This window comes from Methylobacterium mesophilicum, assembly GCF_036441335.1.
GTDB classification, from domain to species: domain Bacteria; phylum Pseudomonadota; class Alphaproteobacteria; order Rhizobiales; family Beijerinckiaceae; genus Methylobacterium; species Methylobacterium mesophilicum_B.
Genome location: NZ_MLBW01000008.1, coordinates 74,407 through 98,908 on the forward strand (window position 1 = coordinate 74,407; position 24,502 = coordinate 98,908).

Genomic DNA, 24,502 nt, shown 5'->3' on the forward strand with positions numbered 1-24,502 from the left:
CGGGGTCAGAACCGCTCCGTCCAGGGACGCAGCTCCAGCTCCGAGGTCCAGGCGCTCCGGTCCTGACGCAGGAGGTCGCGGTAGGCCCGGGCGATGGCGTCGGGATCGAGGTGGCTGTCGGGCGCGTCCGGCGGCTCGCCGCCGCGAGCCGGATTGCGGATCGCGCCGTCGATCACGACGTGGGCGACGTGGATACCCTTGGGCTGGAGTTCCCGGGCGAGACTCTGGCCGAGCCCCCGCAAGGCGAACTTCCCCATCGCGAACGGGGCCGATCCGGCGAAGCCCTTCACGCTCGCCGAGGCGCCGGTGAGCAGGATCGCGCCGTGGCGGTGCGGCAGCATGCGCCGCGCCGCGGCCTGCGCCACCAGGAACCCGCCATAGGCCGACACCATCAGGGCCTGTGCGACCGCGTCCGGATCGAGGTCGGCGACCGGGCCGCGGAGGCGGCCGCTGGCGTTGTAGACGACGACGTCCGGCGGACCGCCGAGCGCGGGCTCAAGGCGGGCGAACAGGGCCTCGACCTCAGCGGGCTGGCTGGCGTCGCAGGCATGGACCGCCGCGCCCGTCTCGGCCGCCAAGGCGGCGAGCTTGTCGACGTTCCGCGCGGCGAGGCCGATCATCATGCCATCGGCCGCGAGCAGGCGCGCGAGCGACGCGCTGAGGCCGGAACCGGCCCCGACGATCAGGGCTCTGGAATAGGTGGGGATCATCGCGCTCTCCTCTGCTGGCGCCCTGCGGGCCGATGAGAACTTGTCCGCCCGCCGAGCATAGGGTCAGTCGCGCCGCTCTGCGAAGAACGCCCGGAGCAGGGCCGCCGCCTCGCGCTCGCGAAACCCGCCATAGACCTCCGGCGCGTGGTGACAGGTCGGGTGATCGAAGACGCGCGGCCCGTGCTCGACCCCGCCCCCCTTCGGATCGGCCGCGCCGTAATAGAGCCGGCGGATGCGCGCGAAGGAGATCGCGCCGGCGCACATCGGGCACGGCTCCAGGGTGACGTAGAGGTCGCAGCCGACGAGGCGCTCGGTGCCGAGCGCCGCGCAGGCCGCCCGGATCGCCAGGATCTCCGCATGCGCCGTCGGATCGTGCAGTCCGCGCGGCCGGTTGTGCGCGACCGCCAGGACGGCCCCGTCCCGGACCACCGCGGCGCCGACCGGCACCTCCCCGGCCGCGGCGGCGGCGCGGGCGGCCGCGAAAGCGTGATCGAGCGCAGTCAGGGGTCCGGACGATTCCGAGGCCTCTGGACGGATCGGATCGTCAGCCAAGCTGTTCTCATCCCACTGACGCGGCGGGCACGGGCCGGCGGGCCCACCTGATCCAAGTCAATGTTAAGGCCTGGAACATTCCGCCGACCGTGACCGTTTCAGGAACCAGTGCGGCGCCGCCGCAGATCGAACAAGAGGACAACGCCATGAGCAGCACCACCGACAAGATCAAGGGCGTCGCCAACGAGGCCCTCGGCAAGGCCAAGCAGGGCATCGGCGACGTGACCGGTAACGACAAGCTCAAGGCCGAGGGCGCTGCCCAGGAGCTGAAGGGCAAGGCTCAGGGCACCGTCGGCGATGCCAAGAGCGCGGTGAAGTCCGCCACGGACAAGCTCTGATCGTCGAGCGCGACCGGAACGGAACCCGCCGCGCGCGGGTTCCACCACTGAACCGACCTGAATAACGCGAGGATGCCATGATCGGTTGGGCTGTCACGTTTCTCGTCGTCGCTCTCGTGGCGGCGCTCCTCGGTTTCGGCGGCATCGCCGGCACGGCGATGGAGGCGGCCAAGATCGTCTTCTTCGTGGCGATCGCGCTCTTCTTGATCTCCGCCGTGTTCGGCGTGATGCGCGGGCGCTCGCCCCGGCTCTGACGCGGGCGGGGCGCTCGACCCGCCCCTGAGTTCTTGAGGCGGTCCCGACGGGCCGCCTCTTTGCGTTGAGGCGACCCGCCCCGTTGCACAACCCGTCTCGCCTGTCGGAACCGGCTCTGATAAGCGGCAGGCATGAGCGACTTGCCGAACGACGATCAGCCGGAGGGGACCGCCCGTCCGGCCCCCGAGTCAGCGCGTACCGAGAGCTGGGCGCCGCCGACCGATGCGGGCCGCGCCGAGGCCGAGGGCGACGGGCCCGCGAAGTCCACCGCGAAGAAGCCCGCCCGGAAGGCAAAGCCGCAGCCCCCGCAGCAGGCGGAGCCTACGCCGGAACCTGTATCCGCGCCGTCCGCCGACGCCGATGGTCTGATCGAGACGCCGCCGGGCGAGCGCATCGCGAAGGCGATGGCCCGGGCCGGCATCGCCTCGCGGCGCGACGCCGAGACGATGATCCTGGCCGGCCGCGTGAGCGTCAACGGCGAGACGCTGACATCGCCAGCCCGCAACGTCACCGAGAACGACCGGATCCTGATCGATGGCGAGCCGATGCCGTCGCGGGAGCGCAGCCGCCTGTGGATCTTCCACAAGCCGCGGGGCGTGGTCACGACTGCCCGGGATCCGGAGGGCCGCCAGACGGTGTTCGACGTGCTTCCGGAGGATCTGCCCCGGGTCGTCGCCGTCGGACGGCTCGACATCAACACCGAGGGGCTGCTGCTGCTCACCAATGACGGCGGCCTCGCCAAGGTGATCGCGCACCCCGACACGGGCTGGCTGCGCCGCTACCGGGTCCGCGCCCACGGCGACACCGATCAGGCCCAGCTCGACAAGTTGTCCAAGGGCGTCACGATCGACGGCATGGAGTACGGCCCCGTCGAGGCGACCCTCGACCGCGTGCAGGGCGACAATGTCTGGCTGACGCTCGGCCTGCGCGAGGGCAAGAACCGCGAGGTCAAGCGCATCCTCGAGCATCTGGGGCTCTCGGTGAACCGGCTGATCCGGCTCTCCTTCGGCCCGTTCCAGCTCGGCGACCTGGAGGTCGGCCTGGTCGAGGAGGTGCGGACCCGCGTCCTCAAGGATCAGCTCGGCAAGAATCTCGCCGAGCAGGCCGGCGTGGATTTCGACAGCCCGGTTCGCGAGCCGATCGCGCCGTTCGGCGGCGCTCGCCCGGCAGAGCGGGACACCGAGTCCGCGCGGCCGGGGCCGCCCCGGCGCAACGGAGCCAAGCCGGGCGGTGCGAAACCGGGCGGCGGTCGGCCGCCGCGCGGGACGCGATGAGGATCGTCGGCGGCGCGTGGCGGGGCCGGAGGCTGGCCACGCCGCGCACCGATGCCATACGGCCGACATCGGACCGGCTGCGTGAATCGTTGTTCAACGTGCTCGCGCACGCCTACGACGACGCCGTGGCGGGGTCCCGCGTCCTCGACCTGTTCGCCGGTACGGGTGCCCTCGGCTTCGAGGCGCTCTCGCGGGGCGCCACCTACGCCCTTCTGGTCGACGAGGGGGCCGAGGCGCGCGCGGTGATTCGCGAGAACATCGAGGCCCTGGGTGCCGAAGGCGTGACCCGCCTGTTCCGACGGGACGCGACCCGCCTCGGTCCGGCTTCCACGGCGGGCACATTCTCGCTGGTCTTCTGCGATCCGCCCTACGGGCGTGACCTGGCGCCGCGCGCCCTCAGGAGCGCCGCCGAGGGCGCGTGGCTCGCACCGGGGGCCCTCATCGTCGTCGAGGAGGTCGAGGCCGCGCAGCTCGTCTGGCCAGCGGGCTTCTCGGAGCTGGAACGGCGCGTCTACGGGGACACGGCCGTGGCGATCGCCCGATACGCCGCCTGAACCCCGCCTAGGCGCGATCGATCGGCGACGAGGGCGCGGCTGCGACCTCGGGCCCGAAATGGATCGCCAGCCAGACGGTCGGCGACTCGGTCCACTCCACCCGGTGCCGCCGGTGCGGCGCGATCAGCACGGCGTCGCCCGCGATCAGGCGACGGGCCTCCGCTTCGTCGGCGAAGCACAGGTCGGCCGCGCCAGTCAGCACGGCGACCCACTCCGAATGCGGCTGGTCGTAGTAGAAGCCCGGCGGGCTCGCCTGACCGGTCGAGACGATGCGCTCCACCCGCAGACCCGGACCGGAAACCAGCACCGACACGATCTCGTCGTCCGCCCGAACCGGGAGGTCGGCGAGCAGGTGGGTCACGAGCGTCGGAAGTGTATCCATGACCCCGCCCGAAGGGCTGGCGCGGCGCCGCGCCGGCCCGGATGTCAGGATTTGCGCGACGCCTCGCCCGCCCGCGGGGCCGCTTCGTCCGCCGACCGGGTCTGGCCGATCCGTGCCGCGGACTTCACGAGGGAGAGCACGTCGCGGCGCATCTGATCATCGGCGATCTGATTGTAGGCGCGGAGCAACTCGACCGCGCCGGCAACCCGAAGCAGGGCGGGACCGCTATCGGTCGTCGCCTCGGGCTCGGGCTCGAAGAAGCTGGAGACCGGGACGCCGAGCCGCTCCGCGATCGCCTGCAGGCGGCCCGCACCGACGCGGTTCTTGCCGGTCTCGTATTTCTGGACCTGCTGGAAGCTGACGCCCAGCGCGCTGGCCAGCGCGGACTGACTCAGTCCGTTAGCCGCCCGAAGAAACGCGATGCGGCTGCCGACCCCGTGATCGATCGCTGTGGTCTGCTTCGGCTTGGGGGTTGGGTTCGCCATAGTTGGTAGTCCGGATGTTCTTGCTGTTGGCAGGCTTGCTCGCCCGAATCCGGGGCGCCACTCACAACCGACAGGTGCAACATCGCGCGGCCAAGATCCAGACCTGACATCTGTTAGTGCCACAGGTCAGCCGCGCGCGCAACGAATGGTTACGCTTTCGAAATCTAAGGTCCAGAAGACCGCAATCTGAGCCGCCCAATGCCTGCCGACGTAACAACTCAAATACCGGCTTCGATCAAATATAAGTGAGCGTTATCGGCTAAAGATCCACTCTTGAAGACTTTTGGCCGCTATCGGGTTGCCTGCCTCGCGGTCGCGCCGCGGGGCCGGCGCGTGCGAAGCCTGTCCGTTGGAAAGCGATCGACTCAGTGCTCGCCGCGGCGTGACGGCGGAGGAATCACGCCGCCGGGCCGAGCCAATCGGTGACGATTCGCAACTGGTCGTCGTCCAGCAGCGCGGGCGCGTGGCCGCACTCGGGGATCTCGACGCGCCGCGTCGGCGGTCCCCGCCGCGTCATCTCGTCGGCCGTCGAGGCGAGGAGAAGTTCCGAGTGCTCGCCGCGCAGCAGCAGGACCGGACAGGTGATCGCGTCCCAGTCGCGCCACATGCTCACGCTGTAGACGCGGCCGGGCCGGAACGCGTCGCCGATGCCGGGATCGTAGTGGGGCCGCCAGCCGCCGTTGGGCTCCTGGAAGAAGCTGTGCTTGGCGATGTGGCGCCACTGCTCGTCGGTGAGCGGTCCGAACGCCCCCAGCACCGTGCGGAGACGCGACTCGCCCGAGGCGAGGTTATGGTGGAGTCGAGGCGCGTCGCGCAGGCGCGACCCGATCTCGCGGATCGGCGCCCAGGGCAGGAACGGGCCGATATCGTTGATCACCATCCGGCGAATCGGGGACCGGGCCGCCGCGGCGAGGACCATTCCGGTCAGGCCGCCGAGAGAGGTGCCGACCCAGTCGATCTTTCCGGGAACCCGGAGATGGGCGATGAGCGCGGCCATGTCGGCGGCGTATTGCGGCAGGCCGTAGAGTTCCGGGTCCTTCAGCCACCCGCTGAGGCCGCGTCCGGGCAGGTCCGGGCAGATCACCCGGTAGCCGAGCTTTGCCAGCCGGTAGCCGAGGGCGTCGAAATCGCGGCCCTGCCGGCTGAGGCCGTGGACGCACACGACGACGTGCGGGCTATCCGGCTCACCCCATTCCACGTAGGCGATGCGGTGGAAGTCGTGCGGTGCGTAGGCCTGGAAATGGCCGGTCCGGAACGGCACGTCGGCGCGGCTCAGACCGTCGAGCCGCGGCGGCACGTCGGGTGCGGATCTCGGCGCCACGGTGCCGGCGGTCACGGGGTCTCCGTGCGCGCGGCGGCCTCACGGGCGAGACGGCCGGTCGTCTGGTGGAGGTCGACCATCTGGTCGGTCAGCCGACGCGCCTGCTCCTGCAGGAACGCGATGTTCAGCGCCGCGACCTCGCGGGCGTCGGCCGCCTTGGCAACGCGGTCGGCGAAGTCGAGGCTGGCGCGGACATTCGTGTCGGAGGCGACGAGCATCCGGTGGCCGATCTCGCGCATCGCCGCCATGGCGTGGACGGCGTTGTCCTCGAAGGCGTTGTAGAGCCGTGCGCCGGCGGCGTCCCACTGCTCGCGCATCCGGCGGACCCCCGCCACGTTGCTGTCGGTGAGCTGGTGCGCGGTCTCGCGGCTGGAGCCCATGACCGCGCGCCAGCCCTCGAAGCTCTGCGCCATCGAGGCTTCGAAGGCGTTGAGCGCCATCTCGCCCGCCTCGGCGAAGCGCTCATACGCCTCGCGCGCGCGGGCGACGCCGCTCTCGGCCACGGCGCGGCCGGTCTCCTGGGAGATCGCCGGCAGGTTGTCGTTCCCCACAATCGTCTCCCCGGATGGGCCGGTCGCACGCGGCCCCGACGGCGCATGGCTGGAATACGGGCATCCGCCAGGGGCGTTCTCCCGTCAACAGGGCCGGGTAACAGAATCCGCGCGCGGCCCACATTGTCCCGGTGCCCGCGATTGACAGGGGCGGCGGCCGCGAAATCATCGTCACGCGGAGCGAACGCCACGCCCGCCGCCCGATCAGAAGGCTGCACGATGACGGAGACCCGTCCGACCCGAGCCGCGAGCCGTGAGACGGGCGCGCATCCGTTCGAGGTCGGGCTCGCGCGCCGGCCGGCCAACTACGTCCCGCTGACGCCCGTGAGCCTGCTGGCGCGGGCCGCCNCGGGTCGCCGTGATCGACGGCGACCGGCGCCTCACCTACGCGGAGCTCTACGCGCGCTGCCGGCGCCTCGCCGCGGGCCTCGGGGCCCGGGGGATCGGGCCGCTCGACACCGTGGCGATCCTGGCGCCGAACGTCCCGGAGATGATCGAGGCGCACTTCGCCGTGCCGATGCTCGGCGCGGTGCTGAACCCGCTCAACACCCGCCTCGACGCGGCGACGATCGCGTTCTCGCTGCGGCACGGGGGCGCCCGCGCGCTCCTCGTCGAGGCCGAGTACGCCGCTCTGGCCGCCCGGGCGCTGGCGGATCTCGCCGAGCCGATCCTCGTCGTGGCGATCGGTGGGAACGGGATCGACGGGGCCCTGCCCTACGAGGCCCTGCTGGCCGAGGGCGATCCGGACTACGCCTGGACCGGCCCGGAGGACGAGTGGCAGTCGCTCTGCCTGCTCTACACGTCGGGAACGACCGGCGACCCCAAGGGCGCCGTCTACAGCCATCGCGGCTGCTATCTCCAGGCGCTCGGCAACGCCGTCACGTTCGGCCTGACCGGCGAGAGCGTGTATCTCTGGACCCTGCCGATGTTCCACTGCAGCGGCTGGTCCTACCCCTGGGCGAGCGTCGCGGCCTGCGCCACGCAGGTCTGCCTGCGCAAGGTCGAGCCGGCGGCGATCTTCCGGCTGATCGCCGAGCACGGGGTGACGCATCTGTGCGGGGCCCCGATCGTCCTCTCGATGATCGCGCACGCGCCGGCACAGGACCGGGTGCCGTTCCCCCAGCGGGTGCGCTGCGCGGTCGGCGGCGCGGCACCGTCGTCGACGATCATCCGCACCATGGAGGAGCTGGGCTTCCAGGTGACGCATCTCTACGGCGCCACCGAGAGCTACGGCCCGGCGACGGTCTGCCTGGCGCAGCCGGACTGGACCGATCTCTCTGACGCCGAGCGCTACGCCCGCATGGCCCGCCAGGGCGTGCCCCTGGCGACGCTGGAGGCGGTGAGCGTGGCCGACACCGCGACCGACGCGCCGGTGCCGCGGGACGGCGCGACGGTCGGCGAGATCCGCCTGCGCGGCAACACGGTGATGAAGGGCTATCTCGGCAACCCGGGCGCGACCGAGCAGGCTCTCGCCGGCGGCTGGTACCGGACCGGCGACCTCGCGGTCTGGCATCCCGACGGGTCGGTGGAGATCAAGGACCGGGCGAAGGACATCATCATATCGGGCGGCGAGAACATCTCCAGCCTGGAGGTGGAGGAGGTTCTGATGCGCCATCCCGCGGTGATGCTGGCGGCCGTCGTGGCGCGGCCGGACCCGACCTGGGGCGAGAGCCCCTGCGCGTTCCTCGAGGTGAAGCCCGGTTCGGCGGTGCCGAGCGACCTGGACGTGATCGCGTTCTGTCGCGAGCACATGGCGCGGTTCAAGGTGCCGAGGACGGTGGTCTTCGGGCCGCTGCCGAAGACCTCGACCGGCAAGATCCAGAAATTCGTCCTGCGCGAGCAGGCGCGGGCCCTGTGACCCCCACCGGTCCCGCGGTGGGACGCGTCCGGGGCGGGGTCGCTACAGGCCGGAGACGAGGTGGCCGCCGTCGACCGCCAGGACGCTGCCGGTCATGTAGGCGCCGGCCTCCGAGGCCAGGAGCAGGAGCGGCCCGTCGAGTTCGGCCGCATCGCCCAGCCGGCGCTGCGGGATGCGCTTGATCAGCGCCCGGCCGGCATCGGACTCGAAGAAGGCGTCGTTGAGCTCGGTCTTGATGTAGCCCGGCGCGAGGGCGTTCACCCGGATGCCGTAGCGTGCCCATTCGAGCGCGAGGCTCTTGGTGAGCTGGACGACCGCCGCCTTCGAGGTGGCGTAGGGCGCGAGCCCGCCGGTGACCCGCAACCCGAGAATCGACGCGATGTTGACGATGCTGCCGCCCGCACCGTGCCGGACCATGCGCCGGCCGGTCGCCTGAGCGACCTGCCACACGCCCTTGAGATTGGTGTCGAGCACCGTGTCCCAGTCGGATTCCGCGAGGTCGAGGGCCGGCTTCGTCGCCGTCACGCCGGCGTTGTTCACCAGCACCGCCACGGGTCCGAACCGCGCTTCGGCGGCGTCGAGCGCCCGCTCGACGCTGCCGGCGTCGGTGACGTCCATGACGACGGCGTGGGCCTCCCCGCCGGCGGACGCGACGCGGGCGACGGTCTCGGCGAGGGCGTCGGCCCGGCGGGCCCCGAGCGAGAGGCGCCCGCCGACGCGGGCCAGGGTCGCGGCGAAGTGGCGGCCGAGGCCGCTGGAGGCCCCGGTGACGAGGACGTGGCGGCCGGCGAGATCGAACGGGCCCGCCATCTCAGCGCACCGCGGCGCCGGCCGGGACGACGCTCCGCAGAGCGGCCCGGAACGGACCGGTGATGACGGGATCGGTCATGGCTCTGCGCCTCCCCTGCACGCGCCGCCGGTCTTCGGGCCGCGGCGTCGACGTCCGTTGTGGACCGCCTCCGCCGGCTCCGCCAGCCGGCTTGCGGCCCCTGCCCGCTCATCGGCGGCCGAAGAGCCGCTCGATGTCAGCGAGCTTCAGCTCGATCGAGGTCGGGCGTCCGTGATTGCACTGTCCGGAATTGGGTGTCGCCTCCATCTCACGCAGCAGCGCGTTCATCTCCTCCGGCCGCAGGCGCCGCCCGGCTCGGATCGAGCCGTGGCAGCTCATACGCGACAGGACCGCGTCGAGACGCCGCCCGAGCGGGCCGCCCTCCGTCGCCGGGACGCCGCCCTCCTCGTCGCCGCTGGCCTCCAGGGCGTCGAGAATGTCGGTGACGAGGTCGCGCGTCGAAGCACCGATCAGCGCGGCCGGCACCTCGCGCACCAGCACCGCCCCAGGTCCGAACGCCTCGATGGACAGGCCCAGCCGGTCGAGATCGGGAGCGGCCGCGACGAGCCTGTCGGCCTCCTCGGGGCTCATCTCGACCACGTCCGGGATCAGGAGCCCCTGCCGGGCGATGCCGCCGGTCTCCCGCTCGGCCTTCATCCGCTCGTAGACGAGGCGCTCGTGGGCGGCGTGCTGGTCGACGATGACGAGGCCGTCCCGGGTCTGGGCGAGGATGTAGGTCTCGTGGATCTGCGCGCGGGCGGCCCCCAGCGGATGATCGAGCGCCTCCGCGGCCTCGGCGGCGGCGCGGGTGTCGGCCTGGGGCGGGGCCACCACCGCGTCGGGCTCGGGGCCGGCCCAGACGGCCTGATCGGGCCCGCCGGGCGCAGGGCGTCGAGGGTCCGCGCTGCGCCCGTGGTGGCCGAGCGGGCGCCCCCGCGGCGCAGGGCGTCGTGGATCGCGCTCACGATCAGTGCCCGCACGAGGCCCGGCTCGCGGAAGCGCACCTCGGTCTTGGCCGGGTGGACGTTGACGTCGACGAGGCCCGGGTCGCACGCGACGGCGAGGCCGAGCACCGGATGCCGGTCCGAGGCCAGGGTGTCGGCATAGGCACCGCGGATCGCCCCGAGCAGGAGCCGATCGCGCACGGGGCGACCGTTGACCGCGAGGTGGATATGGGTCGCCGCGCCGCGGTGATAGGTCGGCAGGCCGACGTGGCCGGTCACCGCGAAACCCTCCCGGGCCAGGTAAACCGGCAGGGCGTTGGCGAGGAAGTCCTGTCCCAGCACCGCCGCGAGGCGGCGCAGTTCCGCCTCGGCCCCGGTCTCGGCCGGCAGGACCAGGGGCTGCCCGGCATCGGTCCTCAGGGTGAAGCGGATCCCCGGCTGCGTCGCGGCGAGACGGCGCAGCGTCTCGGCGATGGCGGCGTTCTCGGCCCGGTCGGACTTGAGGAACTTGAGCCGCGCCGGCGTCGCGGCGAAGAGCTCGGTCACCTCGATCCGGGTGCCGCGCTGGGCCGGGGCCGGGCGGACCTGACCCTTGAGCCCCGCGTCGACCGTCAGGCTCGCCCCCGCCTCCGCCTCCGGCGCGCGGGTGACGATGGCGAGCCGCGACACCGCACCGATCGACGGCAGGGCCTCGCCGCGGAAGCCGAGTGTGTCGATCGCCGTGAGGTCGCCGCCCGGGAGCTTGGAGGTGGCGTGCCGCTCGACCGCGAGGTCGAGATCGTCCGGCGTCATGCCGCGGCCGTCGTCCACGACCCGGATCAGCCGGCGCCCGCCGGCCTCGACAGTGACCTCGACGGCCCGGGCCCCGGCATCGATCGCGTTCTCGACCAGCTCCTTCACGGCCGAGGCCGGGCGCTCGACCACCTCGCCCGCGGCGATGCGGTCGACGAGCACGGGATCGAGGCGGCGGACGGACGGCGCGGACAGGGAGGACATCGGCGCGCAGGATAGTCGCTGCGCGGCGGCGATCCAATCGGTCCGACCGCGCCGGCCGTTCAGGCGCGGCGCTTCGACCCGCCCAGAGAGATGCGGCCGGCGCCGCCGCGCGGTCCGTCGCTCGCCGCCGCCACGGGGCGGCGGGACAGGTCGTAGAGGACGTTTCCGACGAGGCCCGCGGTCCGCCGCAGGGTCGCGCCCTCGCAGGTCGCCGCGACGCGCACGCCGATCGCGTGGGTGTGGCTGCGGCCGTAGAGCCAGACGGCGAGCCGGGCGCGCGTCGCCTCCGGGATGCCGTCGAGCAGGAACGCGGCCCCCTCCGGATCGGCCTTGATGAGCCGGCCGACCACGTCCGGCGCGACCGGACAGTCGAGGGCGGGGTCGTCGATGCTGAGTGTTCGGTCCTGGGTCATGGCGGCCCCTGACGGTAAGGAGCCGTCACGGTGGGCAGTCTTGGTTAACGAATACTCACCACGGGTTGTGAGCTCGCGTCCCCGCAGCAGGTCGCGACGGCGCGTTGCTGCGGTGCAACCGGCACCGCGCCTGAAATCCCGAGACGCTAGAGCGGCCGCCGGATCAGCCGGGCGATCAGGCCGACGATGCCCTCGCGGAACAGCAGCACGCAGAGCACGAAGACGCAGCCCTGGATGATCGTCACCCAGGCCCCGAACTGCGCCAGGTACGTCTCCATCGTGACGATCACCAGCGCGCCTACGATCGGCCCGAACACCGTCCCCATGCCGCCGACGAGGGTCATCAGCACCACCTCGCCGGACATCGACCAGTGCACGTCGGTGAGCGAGGCAAGCTGGAATACGATCGCCTTGGTGGAACCCGCGAGCCCGGCGAGCGTCGCCGAGAGCACGAACACCGCGAGCTTGTACTGGCTGGCGCGGTAGCCGAGCGAGATCGCCCTCGGCTCGTTGTCGCGGATCGCCTTGAGCACCTGCCCGAAGGGCGAGTGGATGATCCGGTAGATCAGCAGCATCCCGGCCATGAACACGACGGCCACCACCGCGTACATGACCCGGTCGTCGGCGAGGCTGATCGCGCCGAACAGGTTGCCGCGGGGCACCGCCTGGATGCCGTCCTCGCCACCGGTGAACTTCGCCTGCAGGGAGAAGAAGAACACCATCTGGGCGAGCGCCAGCGTGATCATCGAGAAGTAGATGCCCTGCCGGCGGATCGCCAGGGCGCCGAAGACCAGACCCAGCAGCGCGGCCGTGACCGTGCCGGCGAGGATCGCCAGTTCGGGCGTGAAGCCCAGGCTCTTGGCCGTGTAGGCGCAGAGATAGCTCGCCATGCCGAAATAGGCGGCGTGGCCGAAGGAGAGCAGGCCGCCGTAGCCGAGCAGGAGATTGAAGGCGAGCGCGAACAGCGCGAAGCACAGCACCTTCATCAGGTAGACGGGGTACAGGACCAGCGGTGCTACGACGAGCAGCACCGCGATGCCCACGAAGATGAGGCGGTGGAGCGCCTTGTCGTCCCGGCTCGTCGGCACGGCGGCGGCGACCGGGGCGGCGTCGAGGGCGGCGGTGTCGGCCATGGGATGCCTCAGATCGCGATCAGGCCGTGCGCCCGAACAGGCCGGCGGGTTTGACGAGCAGCACCAGCACCATGATCACGAAGATCACGGTGGCCGACGCCTCGGGATAGAACACCTTGGTCAGCCCCTCGACGAGGCCCAGGGCGAAGCCCGTGATCACCGAGCCGATGATCGAGCCCATGCCGCCGATCACCACCACGGCGAAGACGACGATGATGATGTCGGCGCCCATGTTGGGATTGACCGAGTAGATCGGCGCGGCCAGCACCCCGGCGAAGCCCGCCAGCGCGACGCCGAACCCGTAGGTCAGCGTCAGGAACAGCGGCACATTCACGCCGAACGCCTGGACCAGGGTCGGGTTCTCGGTGGCGGCGCGCAGATAGGCGCCGAGCTTGGTCTTCTCGATGACGAGCCACGTGGCGATGCAGACGGTCAGCGAGGCGACCACCACCCAGGCGCGGTAGTTCGGCAGGAACATGAAGGGCAGGCGCTGGCCGCCCGACAGCTCGGCCGGGATCGCGTAGGGCAGACCCGAGACGCCGTACTGGTTGCGGAACAGGCCCTGGATGATCAGCGCCAGACCGAAGGTCAGCAGCAGGCCGTAGAGGTGGTCGAGCTTGTAGAGCCGCGCGATCAGCACCCGCTCCAGCACGATGCCGAACGCGCCCACCACCAGCGGCGCGAGCCCCAGCGCCCACCAGTAGCCGAGGCCGACATAGGTGAGCAGCATCCAGGCGACGAACGCGCCCATCATGTAGAGCGCGCCGTGGGCGAAGTTGATGATGTTCAGGAGCCCGAAGATGATCGCGAGCCCCAGCGACAGGATCGCGTAGAACGAGCCGTTGATCAGGCCGAGCAGCAATTGCCCGAACAGGGCCTGCGTCGGCACACCGAAGATCGTGGTCATGGCCGGTCTCCGCGCCCCGATCCCACCGTCAGCCCTTCACCAGCGGGCAGTTGCCCTCGTTGAGCGGCCGGAAGACCTGATCGCCCGGGATGGTCTCCAGCTTCTTGTAGAGGTCCCACTCGCCCTTCGACTCGGCGGGCTTCTTGACCTCGAACAGGTACATGTCGTGGATCTTGCGGCCGTCCGCGCGGATCACGCCCTTGCCGAACAGCGGGTCGTCCGTCGGCATCGCCTTCATCTTGGCGACGGTCGCGGCCCCGTCGGCGGTCGACTTCGTCTCGGCAACCGCCTTCAGGTAGTGGAGCACGTCCGAGTAGACGCCCGCGTGGTTCGCGGTCGGCTTCGAGCCGTTCTTCATCTGCTTGGCGAAGCGGTCCGAGAAGGCGCGGGTCTGGTCGTTCAGGTCCCAGTAGAACGGCTCGGTGAGTACCAGCCCCTGCGCCACCTTGGTGCCGAGCGAGTGCACGTCCGAGGAGAAGACCAGGAGGCCGGCGAGCGCCTGGCCGCCTTCGGTGATGCCGAACTCGCCCGCCTGCTTGATCGCGTTGATCGTGTCGGTGCCGGCATTGGCCAGCCCGATCACCTTGGCGCCCGACCCCTGCGCCTGCAGCAGGAAGGACGAGAAGTCCGAGGTCGGGAACGGCGTCTTCACCGAGCCGACGACCTTGCCGCCGTTCTTGGTGATGACCGTGCTGGTGTCGCGCTGCAGGGTCTGGCCGAAGACGTAGTCGGCGGTGAGGAAGAACCACGTGTTGCCGCCGCGCTTGACCATCGCGCCGCCAGTGCCGTTGGCGAGCGCCACCGTGTCGTAGACCCAGTGGATCGTGTTCGGCGTGCATTGCGGGCCGGTGAGGTCGGCCGTGCCGGCGCCGGTGTCGATGAAGACCTTGTTCTTCTCCTTGGTGACCTGGCTGATCGCCAGCGCCACCGAGGAGGTCACCCCGTCGGTGATCATGTCGACGGCGTCGCGGTCATACCATTGCCGGGCGATGGCCGCGCCGACATCCGGCTTGTTCTGATGGTCGGCCGAGACGATCTCGACCTTCAGCCCGTGCTGCTCGGGCTTGAAATCCTCGACGGCGAGCTTCGCGGCCACGACCGAGCCCTCGCCGCTGATGTCCGAATAGGCGCCCGAGCGGTCGCCCAGGATGCCGATCTTCACGGTGGTCTGCGCGGCCGCGGTGCCCATCATCAGGGCACCGGCGAGGGCAGCGAGGGTCACGGGCCGGGCGATGCGTCCGAGCATTTTCGTTTCCATCCTCCAGCGGCGCGGCGGACCCCCGCCGGCCGAGTATCGGGGCGCCGTTTTCTGGCGCTTCTACGGTTTTCGCGTGCGAGGTTCAGACGCCGAGATAGGCGTGCAGCTTGTCGATATTGGCGTCAAGCTCGGCATTGGGGATCATGTCGACCACCCGCCCCTGCTCGATCACGAAGTGCCGGTCCGCCAAAGTCTGGGCGAAGCGGAAATTCTGCTCGACCAGGACGATGGTGTAGCCCTGAGCCTTCAATTGCTGGATGGTCCGGCCGATCTGCTGGACGATGACCGGCGCGAGACCTTCCGTGGGCTCGTCGAGCAGGATCAGCTTGGCGCCGGTGCGCAAAATGCGCCCGATCGCCAGCATCTGCTGCTCGCCGCCCGAGAGCTTGGTGCCCTGGCTGCCGGCGCGCTCCTTGAGGTTCGGGAACAGCGCGTGGATGTCCGCCACCGACATGCCCCCGGGCTTCACCCGCGGCGGCAGCATCAGGTTCTCGTGGACCGTCAGGCTCGCGAAGATGCCGCGCTCCTCCGGCACGTAGCCGATCCCGAGCCGGGCGATGTTCCGCGAGGCCATCCGCACCGTCTCGACGCCGTCGTACACGATCGAGCCCGAACGCTTGCCGAGGATGCCGATGATCGCCCGCAGGGTCGTGGTCTTGCCCGCGCCGTTGCGGCCGAGCAGCGTGATCACCTCGCCCGCGCGCACGTCGATGTCGATGCCGTGGAGAACGTGGCTCTCGCCGTACCAGCCCTCCAGGCCTCGGACGGTCAGCAGCGCGTCGGTCGCGGCCGCCGGAGATGTCTTGAGAGCCGCCTCAGGCATGTCCCGCCCCGATATACGCTTCGACCACGCGCGGATCCTTCGAGACCGTGGCGTAGTCGCCCTCGGCCAGCACCTGCCCGCGGGCCAGCACGGTGATCCGGTCCGACAGGGAGGCGACCACGGAGAGGTTGTGCTCCACCATCAGGATGGTGCGGTCCTTCGAGACCCGGCGGATGAGTTGCGCGGTGCGCTCGACGTCCTCGTGGCCCATGCCGGCCATCGGCTCGTCGAGGAGCAGCATCTCCGGATCGAGGGCGAGCGTCGTGGCGATCTCCAGCGCGCGCTTGCGCCCGTAGGAGAGCTCGACCGCCAGCACGTCGGCGAAGTCCGAGAGGCCGACCGCCTCGACCAGGGCGAGCGCCTCGCCGTTCAGAGCGCGCAGGACCCGCTCAGGACGCCAGAAGTCGAAGGAATCGCCGCGCCGCCGCCGCTGCAGGGCGATGCGGACGTTCTCCATCACCGTGAGGTGCGGGAACACGGCCGAGATCTGGAAGGAGCGCACGAGGCCGAGACGGGCAACGTCCGCCGCCTTCAGGCCCGTGATGTCGCGATCCTTGTAGCGGATCGTCCCGGCGGTCGGGATCAGGAACTTCGTCAGCAGGTTGAAGCAGGTGGTCTTACCGGCCCCGTTCGGCCCGATGAGGGCGTGGATGGTGCCGCGTTCCACCTGCAATGCCACGCCGTTGACGGCCCGGAATCCGCGGAATTCCATCGTCAGGCCATCGGTCGCCAGGATCACATCCCGTGCCAAGCGTGTCCCTCCCGGGTTTGATTTCTTGCCGCCATATCGCCGATCCGCGCCAGCACAGTCCATCGCAAACGCTCGCGGCGGCGCGACAATCCCCCGGGACTGATATCAGTCGCCGGCCGTGTCATGGCGGCCGGGGGACCGAGCTTGACCGCGTCGCGGCGCCCACTTAACTCAGACAAGTCGGGCGGCACCGGCCGGAGGGATTTCCAGATGGGCGGTCGCGCGGCCTACATCGCCGTCGACTGGGGCACGACGCACCGTCGGGCCTTCGCGATGTCGGAGGCGGGAGCCGTCCTCGACGGCCTGCACGAGGAGCGCGGCGTGCTCGCCCTGACAGCCGACGCGTATCCGGCGGAGATCGCGGCCCTGCGCGCGCGGTTCGGCGCCCGCCCCGTCATCGCCGTGGGCATGGTCGGTTCCAATCGGGGCTGGCAGTCGGCGCCATACGTGGATGCCCCGGCGACCCTCGCCGCCCTGGCGGAGGCCTGCCTGGAGCCCGTCCCCGACGTCCGGATCGTCCCGGGAGTGGCCCTGCGGGACGGCGCGCGTCCGGACGTGATGCGGGGCGAGGAGATCCAGGTCTTTGGCGCGATCGGAGTGGGCGCGGCCCCTGCGACGGCCCTGTTCTGCCAGCCCGGCACGCACAACAAATGGATCGAGACGGTCGACGGGGCCATCACGGATTTCACCACGGTGATGACCGGGGAATTCTTCGCCCTCTTCCGGGCGCACGGCATCCTGGCGGGAATGCTCGACGGCGCGGTCGAGGACGGGACCGCCTTCCGGGCGGGCATCCGCCGCGGCCTGGCCTCCGGCAATCTCGCAGCCACCCTGTTCGAAGTTCGATCCGGCCTGCTGCTCGACCGGCTCGCGCCCGAGGAGGCAGCCCCCTACGCGAGCGGCATCCTAGTCGGCGCCGATCTCGGCACGCGGGCCGATCTGCGGCGCAGACCGGTGCACCTGCTCGGGGGCGGCCACCTCGCGGCCCTCTACGCCGCCGCGGTCGGCGAAGCGGGCGGGGATCCGGTGATGGTGCCTGACGGTTCAACCACGGCCGGTATCCACGCCATCTGGAGTCTGCGGGCATGACCATCCTCGACCGTTTCGAGGCGGCCTTCGCGGCCTGCCCGCTCGTCGCCATCCTGCGGGGGCTCACGCCGGACGAGGCTCCGGCCGTAGGGGAGGCCCTGGTCGGGGCCGGGTTCACCCTCGTCGAGGTGCCGCTCAACTCGCCAGACCCGCTCCGGAGCATCGCCGCGCTCGCCGAGCGGCTCGCTGGGCGGGCGCTGGTCGGGGCCGGCACGGTCCTGAGGCCGGCGCAGGTCGGCGAGGTCGAGGCCGCTGGCGGAACCCTCGTGGTGTCGCCGAACGCCGATCCGGCCGTGATCGGCGCCACCGTCGCGGCGGGACTCGTCTCCCTTCCGGGCTATCAAACACCGACGGAGGCCTTCGCCGCGCTGGCGGCGGGCGCCACCGCGCTGAAGCTGTTCCCGGCGGACGTGGCGACGCCCCTGGCGCTCAAGGCGCATCGCGCGGTCCTGCCGCCGGATACGCGGGTGCTGGCCGTCGGCGGCGTCGTGCCCGAGACCGTCGCTGGGTGGCGTCAGGCTGGCGCCGACGGATTCGGTCTCGGGTCCAATCTTTACCGGCCCGGGAAGGCGGCGGCGGACGTCGCCCGCGACGCCACGGCCTACGTGACGGCGTTCAGGCGCGGCGCCTGAGGTCAATGCCGGCGCCCCAACCGCTCCTGGCGGGCGGACACGGTGAGCCGCATCGGCCGCGATCCCTGCCCTCGGCCGGGAGCGCACCTCCACAACCGGCCTCCCCGCGCGGGCGCGACCGGTGCTCAGAACGGCCGAATCCACGTCGCCCGGGGGTCGGCCATCCCACCGGCGCGCGCCCCGCGCAGGTCGCCAGCCGGCGATGCGCCGCGCTATCGACGATTCGCGATCTCGCGGGACGGTCGGTCCGACCGGTCGACGACCGTCCGGCACGCACCGCTCAGCGACACGCGCTTCTCGCGGAGGCAGAGGGTGATCGCCCCCGCATTCGGGATCTGGGCGGCGCACAGGCGCATCACGTCCGGCGTGCAGGCGGCCCGGTCGGCGCCGGTCTCCGCGAGCGCCGGAGCCGAACCGACGAGGAGAGCGAACAGGGCGAGGGGGGCGGACTTCATCGCGGTGATGTCTCCTGGGCGGATCGTGGCGGCGGGCGGCCAAGCCTCGGCGTTCGGCGAGAACGTCGACGCCGCGGAAGATATCCCGTCGCGCTTGTTTCAATCTGACGCAGGGTGCCGCCGCCGACCCGCGGGGCCGACGCACTCAGCGGCGACCATCCGGTGCGATCGCACCGGTGATCACCGGCTCGACCATGGCCGCGCCGACGACCGGTTGCGGTCTCTGACGATCGAGCTTGTCCGCCGAGACGAGGGCGGCGGCGATCAGGGCCGACACGGCCAGCGTCGCCTTCACCACGTCCCAGACCCGCGCGAGCATGGTCGAACTCCAACGGCGTCATCGCATGCGAGCGGCGGATCCGCCTCATCAATCCGCCCGACCCGCATCCTCGACCGCAGCCCTGACCAAAACCTTTCCCGGGGAAACGGAGACTGCATATCGACCGGCGCGTGATGCAAACCGGCCTCACTCGCAGATCTCAGGCAGGGTTCGCGCGCCGGATCACCGTGCGGCAACTCACCCCTGCCTCGATCCCGCGGCCGCCTCGGCGGCCAGAGCCTCGAAGACCAGGGCGTGGCGCCGCGCCAGCGCCTCGACATCGTGCGTGTAGCCGCCGCCGATCACCGCCGCGAGCGCGATCCCGCGGGAGCGGGCCTGCGCCACGACGAACCGATCGCGCGCGAGCAGCCCGTCATCGGTGAGGCAGAGACGGCCGAGGCGGTCGTCGCGATGGGGATCGACGCCCGCGTTATAGAAGACGAGGTCCGGCGCGAACGCGTCGAGCAGCGGCGGCAGGCGGGCGCGCAGGACATCGAGGTAGCCCGCATCATCGAGCCGGTCGGGGAGGCCGATGTCGAGGTCGCCGGCGATCTTCTGGGCAGGGTAGTTGTTCTCGCAATGGATCGAGAGCGTGAAAAGGTCGGGACTCTGCGCGAGGCAATCCGCGGTCCCGTCGCCCTGGTGCACGTCGAGGTCGACCACGAGGACACGCCGGACGAGACCCTCGGCCTGGAGGGTCCGGGCCGCCACCGCGACGTCGTTCAGCACGCAGAAGCCGGCGCCCTGAAGACGCCGCGCGTGGTGGCTGCCGCCGGCGGCGCTGCCCGCGAGCCCTTCCGCGAGGGCGAGGCGCCCGGCCAGGAGGGTGCCGCCCACCGACGCGCGGGAGCGGCGGACCAGGGCCGCGTCGACCGGAAGGCCGATGGCCCGCTCGATCTCCCGCCCGACATCGCATTCCAGCACCGCCTTCACGTAGGCGGGATCGTGGGCGCGCAGCAGGATATCCGCGCTGGCGGGCTCCGGCGTGACGAAGCCGAGGGGCGCCAGGCCTCTGGCGACCAGCGTCTCGGCGAGCAGGCCGTACTTGCGCATCGGGAACCGGTGGCCGGATGGCAGCGGCGCCTCGTAGGCCGGATGGAAGGCGATCGGCGGAATCACGCGGGTCGGCTCAGGTCCGCCAGGAGGCTCCGGGCCAGGGCCTCGCCGCTGTCGTAGGCCGCCTCGATCCGGGCTCCGAGGCACCAGTCGCCGGCCGCCCCGAGACTCAGGTCCGGATCGTACAGGCAGGGCTTCTCCAGGGCGGTCTCGACCTGGGCGTAGCGCCAGCGATGCGCCTCCGCGTGGGACGGACGCAGCGCGAGGCCGAGAACGTCCTCGGCTGCCTCGAGAAGCGCGGCGACGACGGCCTCGCGCGACGCCTCGAGATGTCTGCGGGACCAAGAAGGCGTCGCGTGGACGGTCAGCCTGGACCCGGCAGGCCGCCCGGGCTTCGCGGAATCGCGCGCGATCAGAGCGATCGGGTCGGCGTGCGGCTCGACCAGGATGTCCGGGCTCGGCGCGTCCGTCGCTACCATGAGGGACCAGCACGGCGCGTAGGAGGCGCGTCCGATATCGGGCAGCCCGACGCCCGATGCCGCGAGCAGCGTCGCGACCTGCGGGGCCGGGAAGGTGATCGCGACGCCGTCGAACGGGCCGTGCACGGTGCCGGACGCGTCCTCGACGTGCCAGCGCGCCCCCGACCGCCGAAGCCGCACGATCGTCGCGGCACTCGACACCGGGAGTCCCGCGAGCAGATCGCGGACGGGCGCGGTCATGCCGGGCACGCCGACGTAGCGGTCGGCGGCGGACCAGGGCGCGACGACGCCCCGCCGAGCCCACCGATCGAGTTCCGCCGCGAAGGCGGGACCGTGCGCCCGCATGAATTGCGCGCCGTGATCGAACTGCATCTCGCCGACTTGCCGGGTCGCCATGCGACCCCCGACACCCCGCCCCTTGTCGAAGACCCGGACGTCGAGGCCGGCCTCGGCGAGCCGGCGCGCAGCGGCCGCACCGGCCATGCCGGCGCCGAGGACCGCGACCGTTCCGAGATCCACCACAGCTCCTGCCCCGCTTCGAAGAACGGCCGTGCGGGCCGCGCGAGGTCGAAGATAGGGGACGCGCTGCGCGGCGTCAGAGCGACGCAATCGCGCTGGACGCGGGCTCTGCGGGCGGATCCCGGCGGGCGGCCCGACGACGCCCCGTGCCTGCCGATGGCGCGGTGGTGCGGGTAGAGGGAATCGAACCCCCACGCCTTGCGGCTGGCGATTTTGAGTCGCCCGCGTCTACCAATTCCGCCATACCCGCGTGCCACCGGCTCTTCGCATAGGTCGGCAGCCTCGGCCAAGTGTTGTTTTTGCGCGGATCGGCGATCTGGCCAAGGCGGGGCGCCTATGCTCAAAGGGCGGCCGATCGCTCAAATCGGGACCTTGAATGCTCCGCCGGCTCTACGCGTGGATCCTGGCCCTCAGTGACCGGCCATCCGCGCCCTACGCGCTCGGCGCCGTGGCCTTCGCCGAAAGTTCCTTCTTCCCGGTGCCGCCGGACGTGATGCTGGTGCCGATGGCGGTCGCGCGGCCGGACCGGGTCTGGTTCTACGCCGCGATCACGACGGTCGCCTCCGTGCTGGGTGGCCTCGTCGGCTACGCCATCGGGGCCCTGCTGTTCGATTCCGTCGGCGAGTGGCTGATCCGCCTCTACGGCCTGCAGAACTCGGCCGCGACGTTCCAGGATTCCTACGCGCGCTACGGCCACTGGGTGATCCTGCTGAAGGGGCTCACGCCGATCCCCTACAAGCTCGTCACGATCACGTCGGGCTTCGCGCATTACAGCCTGTTCTGGTTCACGATCCTGTCGATCGTGACCCGCGGCGCCCGCTTCTTCATTCTCGCCGGATTGCTCGGCCGCTACGGTGTCCAGATCCGCGGCGTGCTCGACCGGCACCTGAACGCGGTCGCGGCGATCTCCGTCGCCGTCATCGTCCTCGGCTTCCTGCTCTTCAAGGTGATCCTCTAGCCATGAACACGGCGGCTGCCCTGCGCCTCAAGACCGCTGGCCTCTGGCTGGCGATCGCGTCCGCCCTCACCGTCGGGGCCGCGCTCGTCCTCCAGTACGGATACGGCTACGCGCCGTGCAAGCTGTGCCTGACCGAGCGGCTGCCCTACTACGCTGCCGTGCCGCTGGGCCTGCTGGCCCTGTTCCTGCCGGAGCGCCTGGCGCGGATCGCCCTCGGCCTCGCCGCCCTCGGCCTGCTCTACGGGGCCGGGATCGGGATCTACCACGCCGGCGCGGAGTGGGGCTTCTGGCCGGGGCCCGCCGATTGCGGCGGCGGCACCGGGGCCAATCCGGGCCAGGTCGGCGACTTCCTCAACAGCCTGCAGACCACGAAGGTGGTCGACTGCTCGGTGGCCGCGCTCCGGGTGCTGGGCGTGTCGCTCGCCGGCTGGAGCGCCGCGATCTCGGCCGTGCTGGCCTCCTTCGCCGGGACCGCCGCGCTGCGTCCCTGAAGCGCCGGGCCCGGCGAAGCCGCTCAGTTCCGGTCGTCGGGCAGGACCGGGATCGCCGCCACCTCGATGCCCTCGTCGATCAGGGCGCGGGCTTCCGCGGGGCTCGCCTCGCCGTAGATCGAGCGCCCCTCCGCCTCGCCGTAGTGGATCTTGCGCGCCTCCTCGGGGAAGCGCGACCCGACATGCTCGGCATTCGCGACGACGTGTTCCCGGAGCGCGCGCAGCATCGCCCGCATCTGACGCTCCGGCTCGGCGATCATCGTCACCGGCGCCTCAGTCCGCGGGGCAGGCACGGGCGCAGGCGCCCGCTCCCGGTCGGTGCGGGCGACGCTCGGCACCATCAGGGCCTTGCTGACCTTGGCGCTGTCGCAGACCGGGCACGTCACGAGGCCGCGCGCGGCCTGCGTGTCGTAGGAATCGGAGGACGGGAACCAGCTCTCGAAGCCGTGCCCGGCGTCGCAGACGAGACTGTACCGGATCATTCTCTTGCTTGCTGTGGCGTTTACTGCGCGGCCTGAACACGCGAACCGACGCGCTCAACGGTGAAGGGCCGGCCGTGCTGCAGCGCGGGAATGCGGGCCCGGGCCTCGGCGACCTGCGCGAGGTCGATCTCCGCCACGATGATCCCCGGCTCGTCCCCGCCGGCATCGGCCAGGACCCGGCCCCAGGGATCGACGATCAGCGAGTGGCCGTAGGTCTCGCGCCCGTCCTCGTGCCGACCGCCCTGCGCCGCCGAGATCACGAAGGCGCCGGTCTCGATGGCCCGGGCCCGCTGCAGGACGTGCCAGTGGGCCTCGCCGGTCTGCCGGGTGAAGCAGGCGGGGGCCGTCAGCACGTCTGCGCCCGCTTCGGCGAGGGCGCGGTACAGGGCGGGAAAGCGGATGTCGTAGCAGATCGTCAGGCCGAGCGTGGCCCACGGCGTCTCGGCGAGCACCGCGCAGGCGCCGCCGGAATAGGTCGCGGATTCCCGCCAGCGCTCACCGCTCGGCAGATCGACGTCGAAGAGATGGAGCTTGTCGTAGGAGGCCAGGATCTCGCCGTCGGCGCCGATCAGGTAGGCGCGGTTGGCGATCTTGTCCCCGGACCTGACCGCGATCGAGCCGATCTGGACGACGGTTCCGGTCCGGCGTGCGACCTCGCGGAGCGCCGCCAGGGTTTGGTCCTGCTCCTCGGTGGTGATGTGGGCGAACAGGCGCTCGCGGCTCCGCTCAACCAGAGAGGTCATCTCGGGAGTCTGCACGTAGGCCGCACCCCGCGCCGCGGCCTCGCGCACGCCCGCCACGGCCGCGTCGCGGTTGGCGGCCGGGTCGCGCCCCGACCGCATCTGCACGCAGGCAGCCGTGAAGCGGGACTCAGGCATCGGCCGTGTCCGTGAGCAGCGGGTCGAGCTTGCCGACCCGGTCGAGGGCGTAGAGATCGTCGCATCCACCGACATGCGTGGCGCCGACGAAGATCTGGGGCACGCTGGTGCGACCGCCGGCGCGCTCGACCATGGCGGTGCGGGCGCCCTGCACGCGCTCGACGTCGATCTCCTGGAAGGTGACGCCTTTCTCCTTCAGCAGGCTCTTGGCCGCCGAGCAGTAGGGACACCAGGCCGTGGTGTAGATAGTGACCGGCTGCATCGCGATCGTCGTCCCGCGCGTGAACTCCCGACATATAGGAGCGCGGGGTGCGACTTGCCTATGCCCGTGTGGCCACAGGGACGCGCGCGCGCCGCCCGCGGCGCGCCGACAGGGTCAGGCGGCCAGGAGCTTCTCGACCTCGTTCACGAGGTCGCGGAGATGGAAAGGCTTCGACAGGACCTTGGCGTCCTTCGGGGCCTTCGAATCCGGGTTGAGGGCGACCGCCGCGAAGCCGGTGATGAACATCACCTTGATGTCGGGATCGAGTTCGGTGGCGCGGCGAGCCAGCTCGATGCCGTCCATCTCGGGCATCACGATATCGGTCAGCAGCAGCTCGAACGGCTCCTCGCGAAGCCGGTTGTAGGCGGAGAGGCCGTTGTCGAAAGACAGGACGTCATAGCCCGCATTCTGCAGCGCCTTGGCCAGGAACCGGCGCATATCGTTGTCGTCTTCCGCCAGCAGGATTTTCATCGGCCGGATCCGAGCCTTCGAGTCGAGAAGTTGATCCCATAAAGGGAGGCGATGGTAAACAAGGTGTTAGGATGGAG

Annotated in this window: 29 protein-coding genes, 1 tRNA gene and 2 pseudogenes; 9 read left to right on the top strand and 23 right to left on the bottom strand. The window is 71.2% G+C overall.

The annotated features are described in order from the left end of the window. Positions 1-5: 5 nt before the first annotated feature. A complete protein-coding gene (locus MMR14E_RS06270) occupies positions 6-710 on the bottom strand; it encodes an SDR family NAD(P)-dependent oxidoreductase (RefSeq protein WP_331313323.1) in 705 nt (234 codons plus the stop codon). Positions 711-773: 63 nt separating this feature from the next. Continuing rightward, positions 774-1,262 carry a nucleoside deaminase gene (locus MMR14E_RS06275; protein ID WP_331313324.1) on the bottom strand — a complete coding sequence of 163 codons (489 nt, stop codon included), beginning with the start codon at positions 1,260-1,262 and terminating at the stop codon, positions 774-776. Between the two features lie 146 nt (positions 1,263-1,408). On the opposite strand from MMR14E_RS06275, the gene MMR14E_RS06280 reads away from it, so the two are divergent. From MMR14E_RS06280 to rsmD, 4 genes are all read left to right on the top strand, one after another. Beyond that, a complete protein-coding gene (locus tag MMR14E_RS06280) occupies positions 1,409-1,600 on the top strand; it encodes a CsbD family protein (RefSeq protein WP_012317098.1) in 192 nt (63 codons plus the stop codon). 77 nt (positions 1,601-1,677) lie between these two features. Further along, positions 1,678-1,854, top strand: coding sequence for a DUF1328 domain-containing protein (locus MMR14E_RS06285; protein WP_012317097.1), 177 nt, complete (start codon positions 1,678-1,680; stop codon positions 1,852-1,854). A gap of 132 nt (positions 1,855-1,986) precedes the next feature. Continuing rightward, positions 1,987-3,129 carry a pseudouridine synthase gene (locus MMR14E_RS06290; protein ID WP_419539307.1) on the top strand — a complete coding sequence of 381 codons (1,143 nt, stop codon included), beginning with the start codon at positions 1,987-1,989 and terminating at the stop codon, positions 3,127-3,129. After that, positions 3,126-3,683 carry a 16S rRNA (guanine(966)-N(2))-methyltransferase RsmD gene (gene rsmD / locus MMR14E_RS06295; protein WP_331313325.1) on the top strand — a complete coding sequence of 186 codons (558 nt, stop codon included), beginning with the start codon at positions 3,126-3,128 and terminating at the stop codon, positions 3,681-3,683. The genes MMR14E_RS06290 and rsmD overlap by 4 nt, the downstream gene beginning before the upstream one ends. A gap of 7 nt (positions 3,684-3,690) precedes the next feature. Here the strand turns inward: rsmD and MMR14E_RS06300 are convergent, their stop codons facing one another. From MMR14E_RS06300 to MMR14E_RS06315, 4 genes are all read right to left on the bottom strand, one after another. Next, positions 3,691-4,065, bottom strand: a complete 375-nt coding sequence (locus MMR14E_RS06300) for a cupin domain-containing protein (RefSeq protein WP_331313326.1) — start codon at positions 4,063-4,065, stop codon at positions 3,691-3,693. 44 nt (positions 4,066-4,109) lie between these two features. Further along, positions 4,110-4,550: a helix-turn-helix transcriptional regulator gene (locus MMR14E_RS06305; RefSeq protein ID WP_331313327.1), complete on the bottom strand. Its 441-nt coding sequence runs from the start codon at positions 4,548-4,550 to the stop codon at positions 4,110-4,112. A 397-nt stretch (positions 4,551-4,947) separates the two neighbouring features. Continuing rightward, a complete protein-coding gene (locus MMR14E_RS06310; protein WP_331313328.1) occupies positions 4,948-5,886 on the bottom strand; it encodes an alpha/beta hydrolase in 939 nt (312 codons plus the stop codon). Beyond that, positions 5,883-6,422: a phasin family protein gene (locus MMR14E_RS06315; protein ID WP_331313329.1), complete on the bottom strand. Its 540-nt coding sequence runs from the start codon at positions 6,420-6,422 to the stop codon at positions 5,883-5,885. Before MMR14E_RS06315 ends, MMR14E_RS06310 begins: the two co-directional genes overlap by 4 nt. Positions 6,423-6,641: 219 nt before the next feature. Here MMR14E_RS06315 and MMR14E_RS06320 point away from each other — a divergent pair. Next, positions 6,642-8,280, top strand: a pseudogene (locus MMR14E_RS06320) (AMP-binding protein). Positions 8,281-8,322: 42 nt separating this feature from the next. On the opposite strand, the gene MMR14E_RS06325 reads toward MMR14E_RS06320, so the two are convergent. From MMR14E_RS06325 to MMR14E_RS06360, 8 genes and pseudogenes are all read right to left on the bottom strand, one after another. Next, complete coding sequence (locus MMR14E_RS06325; RefSeq protein ID WP_331313330.1) at positions 8,323-9,090, bottom strand: SDR family NAD(P)-dependent oxidoreductase; 768 nt, start codon at positions 9,088-9,090, stop codon at positions 8,323-8,325. 187 nt (positions 9,091-9,277) lie between these two features. After that, positions 9,278-11,049, bottom strand: a pseudogene (gene mutL / locus MMR14E_RS06330) (DNA mismatch repair endonuclease MutL). Between the two features lie 59 nt (positions 11,050-11,108). Continuing rightward, positions 11,109-11,462, bottom strand: a complete 354-nt coding sequence (locus MMR14E_RS06335) for a hypothetical protein (protein WP_331313331.1) — start codon at positions 11,460-11,462, stop codon at positions 11,109-11,111. A gap of 146 nt (positions 11,463-11,608) precedes the next feature. Further along, on the bottom strand, positions 11,609-12,595 hold the full coding sequence (locus MMR14E_RS06340) for a branched-chain amino acid ABC transporter permease (protein WP_331313332.1): 987 nt from the start codon (positions 12,593-12,595) through the stop codon (positions 11,609-11,611). A 19-nt stretch (positions 12,596-12,614) separates the two neighbouring features. Beyond that, positions 12,615-13,502 (bottom strand): branched-chain amino acid ABC transporter permease, encoded by an 888-nt coding sequence (locus MMR14E_RS06345; RefSeq protein WP_043380394.1) that lies wholly within the window; start codon positions 13,500-13,502, stop codon positions 12,615-12,617. A gap of 28 nt (positions 13,503-13,530) precedes the next feature. After that, entirely contained in the window at positions 13,531-14,748 is a 1,218-nt protein-coding gene (locus MMR14E_RS06350) for an ABC transporter substrate-binding protein (protein WP_331313333.1), read from the bottom strand. A gap of 94 nt (positions 14,749-14,842) precedes the next feature. Next, positions 14,843-15,583: an ABC transporter ATP-binding protein gene (locus MMR14E_RS06355; protein ID WP_331313334.1), complete on the bottom strand. Its 741-nt coding sequence runs from the start codon at positions 15,581-15,583 to the stop codon at positions 14,843-14,845. Then, entirely contained in the window at positions 15,576-16,334 is a 759-nt protein-coding gene (locus MMR14E_RS06360; protein WP_026604669.1) for an ABC transporter ATP-binding protein, read from the bottom strand. Before MMR14E_RS06360 ends, MMR14E_RS06355 begins: the two co-directional genes overlap by 8 nt. A 210-nt stretch (positions 16,335-16,544) precedes the next feature. Here MMR14E_RS06360 and MMR14E_RS06365 point away from each other — a divergent pair, with 210 nt between their 5' ends. Then, a complete protein-coding gene (locus MMR14E_RS06365; protein ID WP_331313335.1) occupies positions 16,545-17,423 on the top strand; it encodes a 2-dehydro-3-deoxygalactonokinase in 879 nt (292 codons plus the stop codon). Further along, a complete protein-coding gene (locus MMR14E_RS06370) occupies positions 17,420-18,055 on the top strand; it encodes a 2-dehydro-3-deoxy-6-phosphogalactonate aldolase (protein WP_331313336.1) in 636 nt (211 codons plus the stop codon). The genes MMR14E_RS06365 and MMR14E_RS06370 overlap by 4 nt, the downstream gene beginning before the upstream one ends. 212 nt (positions 18,056-18,267) lie before the next feature. Here MMR14E_RS06370 and MMR14E_RS06375 read toward each other — a convergent pair whose 3' ends face one another. The 5 genes from MMR14E_RS06375 to MMR14E_RS06395 form a co-directional block, all read right to left on the bottom strand. Next, positions 18,268-18,510: a hypothetical protein gene (locus tag MMR14E_RS06375; protein WP_331313337.1), complete on the bottom strand. Its 243-nt coding sequence runs from the start codon at positions 18,508-18,510 to the stop codon at positions 18,268-18,270. Between the two features lie 145 nt (positions 18,511-18,655). Continuing rightward, on the bottom strand, positions 18,656-18,829 hold the full coding sequence (locus MMR14E_RS06380; RefSeq protein WP_331313338.1) for a hypothetical protein: 174 nt from the start codon (positions 18,827-18,829) through the stop codon (positions 18,656-18,658). A 198-nt stretch (positions 18,830-19,027) separates the two neighbouring features. Next, complete coding sequence (locus tag MMR14E_RS06385; protein ID WP_331313399.1) at positions 19,028-19,945, bottom strand: histone deacetylase; 918 nt, start codon at positions 19,943-19,945, stop codon at positions 19,028-19,030. Next, a complete protein-coding gene (locus MMR14E_RS06390; protein WP_331313339.1) occupies positions 19,945-20,883 on the bottom strand; it encodes an NAD(P)/FAD-dependent oxidoreductase in 939 nt (312 codons plus the stop codon). Before MMR14E_RS06390 ends, MMR14E_RS06385 begins: the two co-directional genes overlap by 1 nt. 165 nt (positions 20,884-21,048) lie before the next feature. Further along, positions 21,049-21,133: transfer RNA gene (locus tag MMR14E_RS06395), tRNA-Leu, on the bottom strand. Between the two features lie 126 nt (positions 21,134-21,259). On the opposite strand from MMR14E_RS06395, the gene MMR14E_RS06400 reads away from it, so the two are divergent. Next, a complete protein-coding gene (locus tag MMR14E_RS06400) occupies positions 21,260-21,841 on the top strand; it encodes a YqaA family protein (RefSeq protein WP_020091426.1) in 582 nt (193 codons plus the stop codon). A 2-nt stretch (positions 21,842-21,843) separates the two neighbouring features. Next, positions 21,844-22,332: a disulfide bond formation protein B gene (locus tag MMR14E_RS06405; RefSeq protein ID WP_273561935.1), complete on the top strand. Its 489-nt coding sequence runs from the start codon at positions 21,844-21,846 to the stop codon at positions 22,330-22,332. Positions 22,333-22,355: 23 nt separating this feature from the next. Here MMR14E_RS06405 and MMR14E_RS06410 read toward each other — a convergent pair whose 3' ends face one another. The 4 genes from MMR14E_RS06410 to cpdR form a co-directional block, all read right to left on the bottom strand. Beyond that, positions 22,356-22,814, bottom strand: coding sequence for a DUF1178 family protein (locus MMR14E_RS06410; protein ID WP_331313340.1), 459 nt, complete (start codon positions 22,812-22,814; stop codon positions 22,356-22,358). Positions 22,815-22,834: 20 nt separating this feature from the next. After that, positions 22,835-23,692 (bottom strand): carbon-nitrogen hydrolase family protein, encoded by an 858-nt coding sequence (locus MMR14E_RS06415; RefSeq protein WP_331313341.1) that lies wholly within the window; start codon positions 23,690-23,692, stop codon positions 22,835-22,837. Next, positions 23,685-23,954 (bottom strand): glutaredoxin 3, encoded by a 270-nt coding sequence (gene grxC, locus MMR14E_RS06420; protein WP_331313342.1) that lies wholly within the window; start codon positions 23,952-23,954, stop codon positions 23,685-23,687. The genes MMR14E_RS06415 and grxC overlap by 8 nt, the downstream gene beginning before the upstream one ends. 114 nt (positions 23,955-24,068) lie before the next feature. Continuing rightward, positions 24,069-24,425, bottom strand: coding sequence for a cell cycle two-component system response regulator CpdR (cpdR, locus tag MMR14E_RS06425; RefSeq protein ID WP_003603128.1), 357 nt, complete (start codon positions 24,423-24,425; stop codon positions 24,069-24,071). Positions 24,426-24,502: the final 77 nt, after the last annotated feature.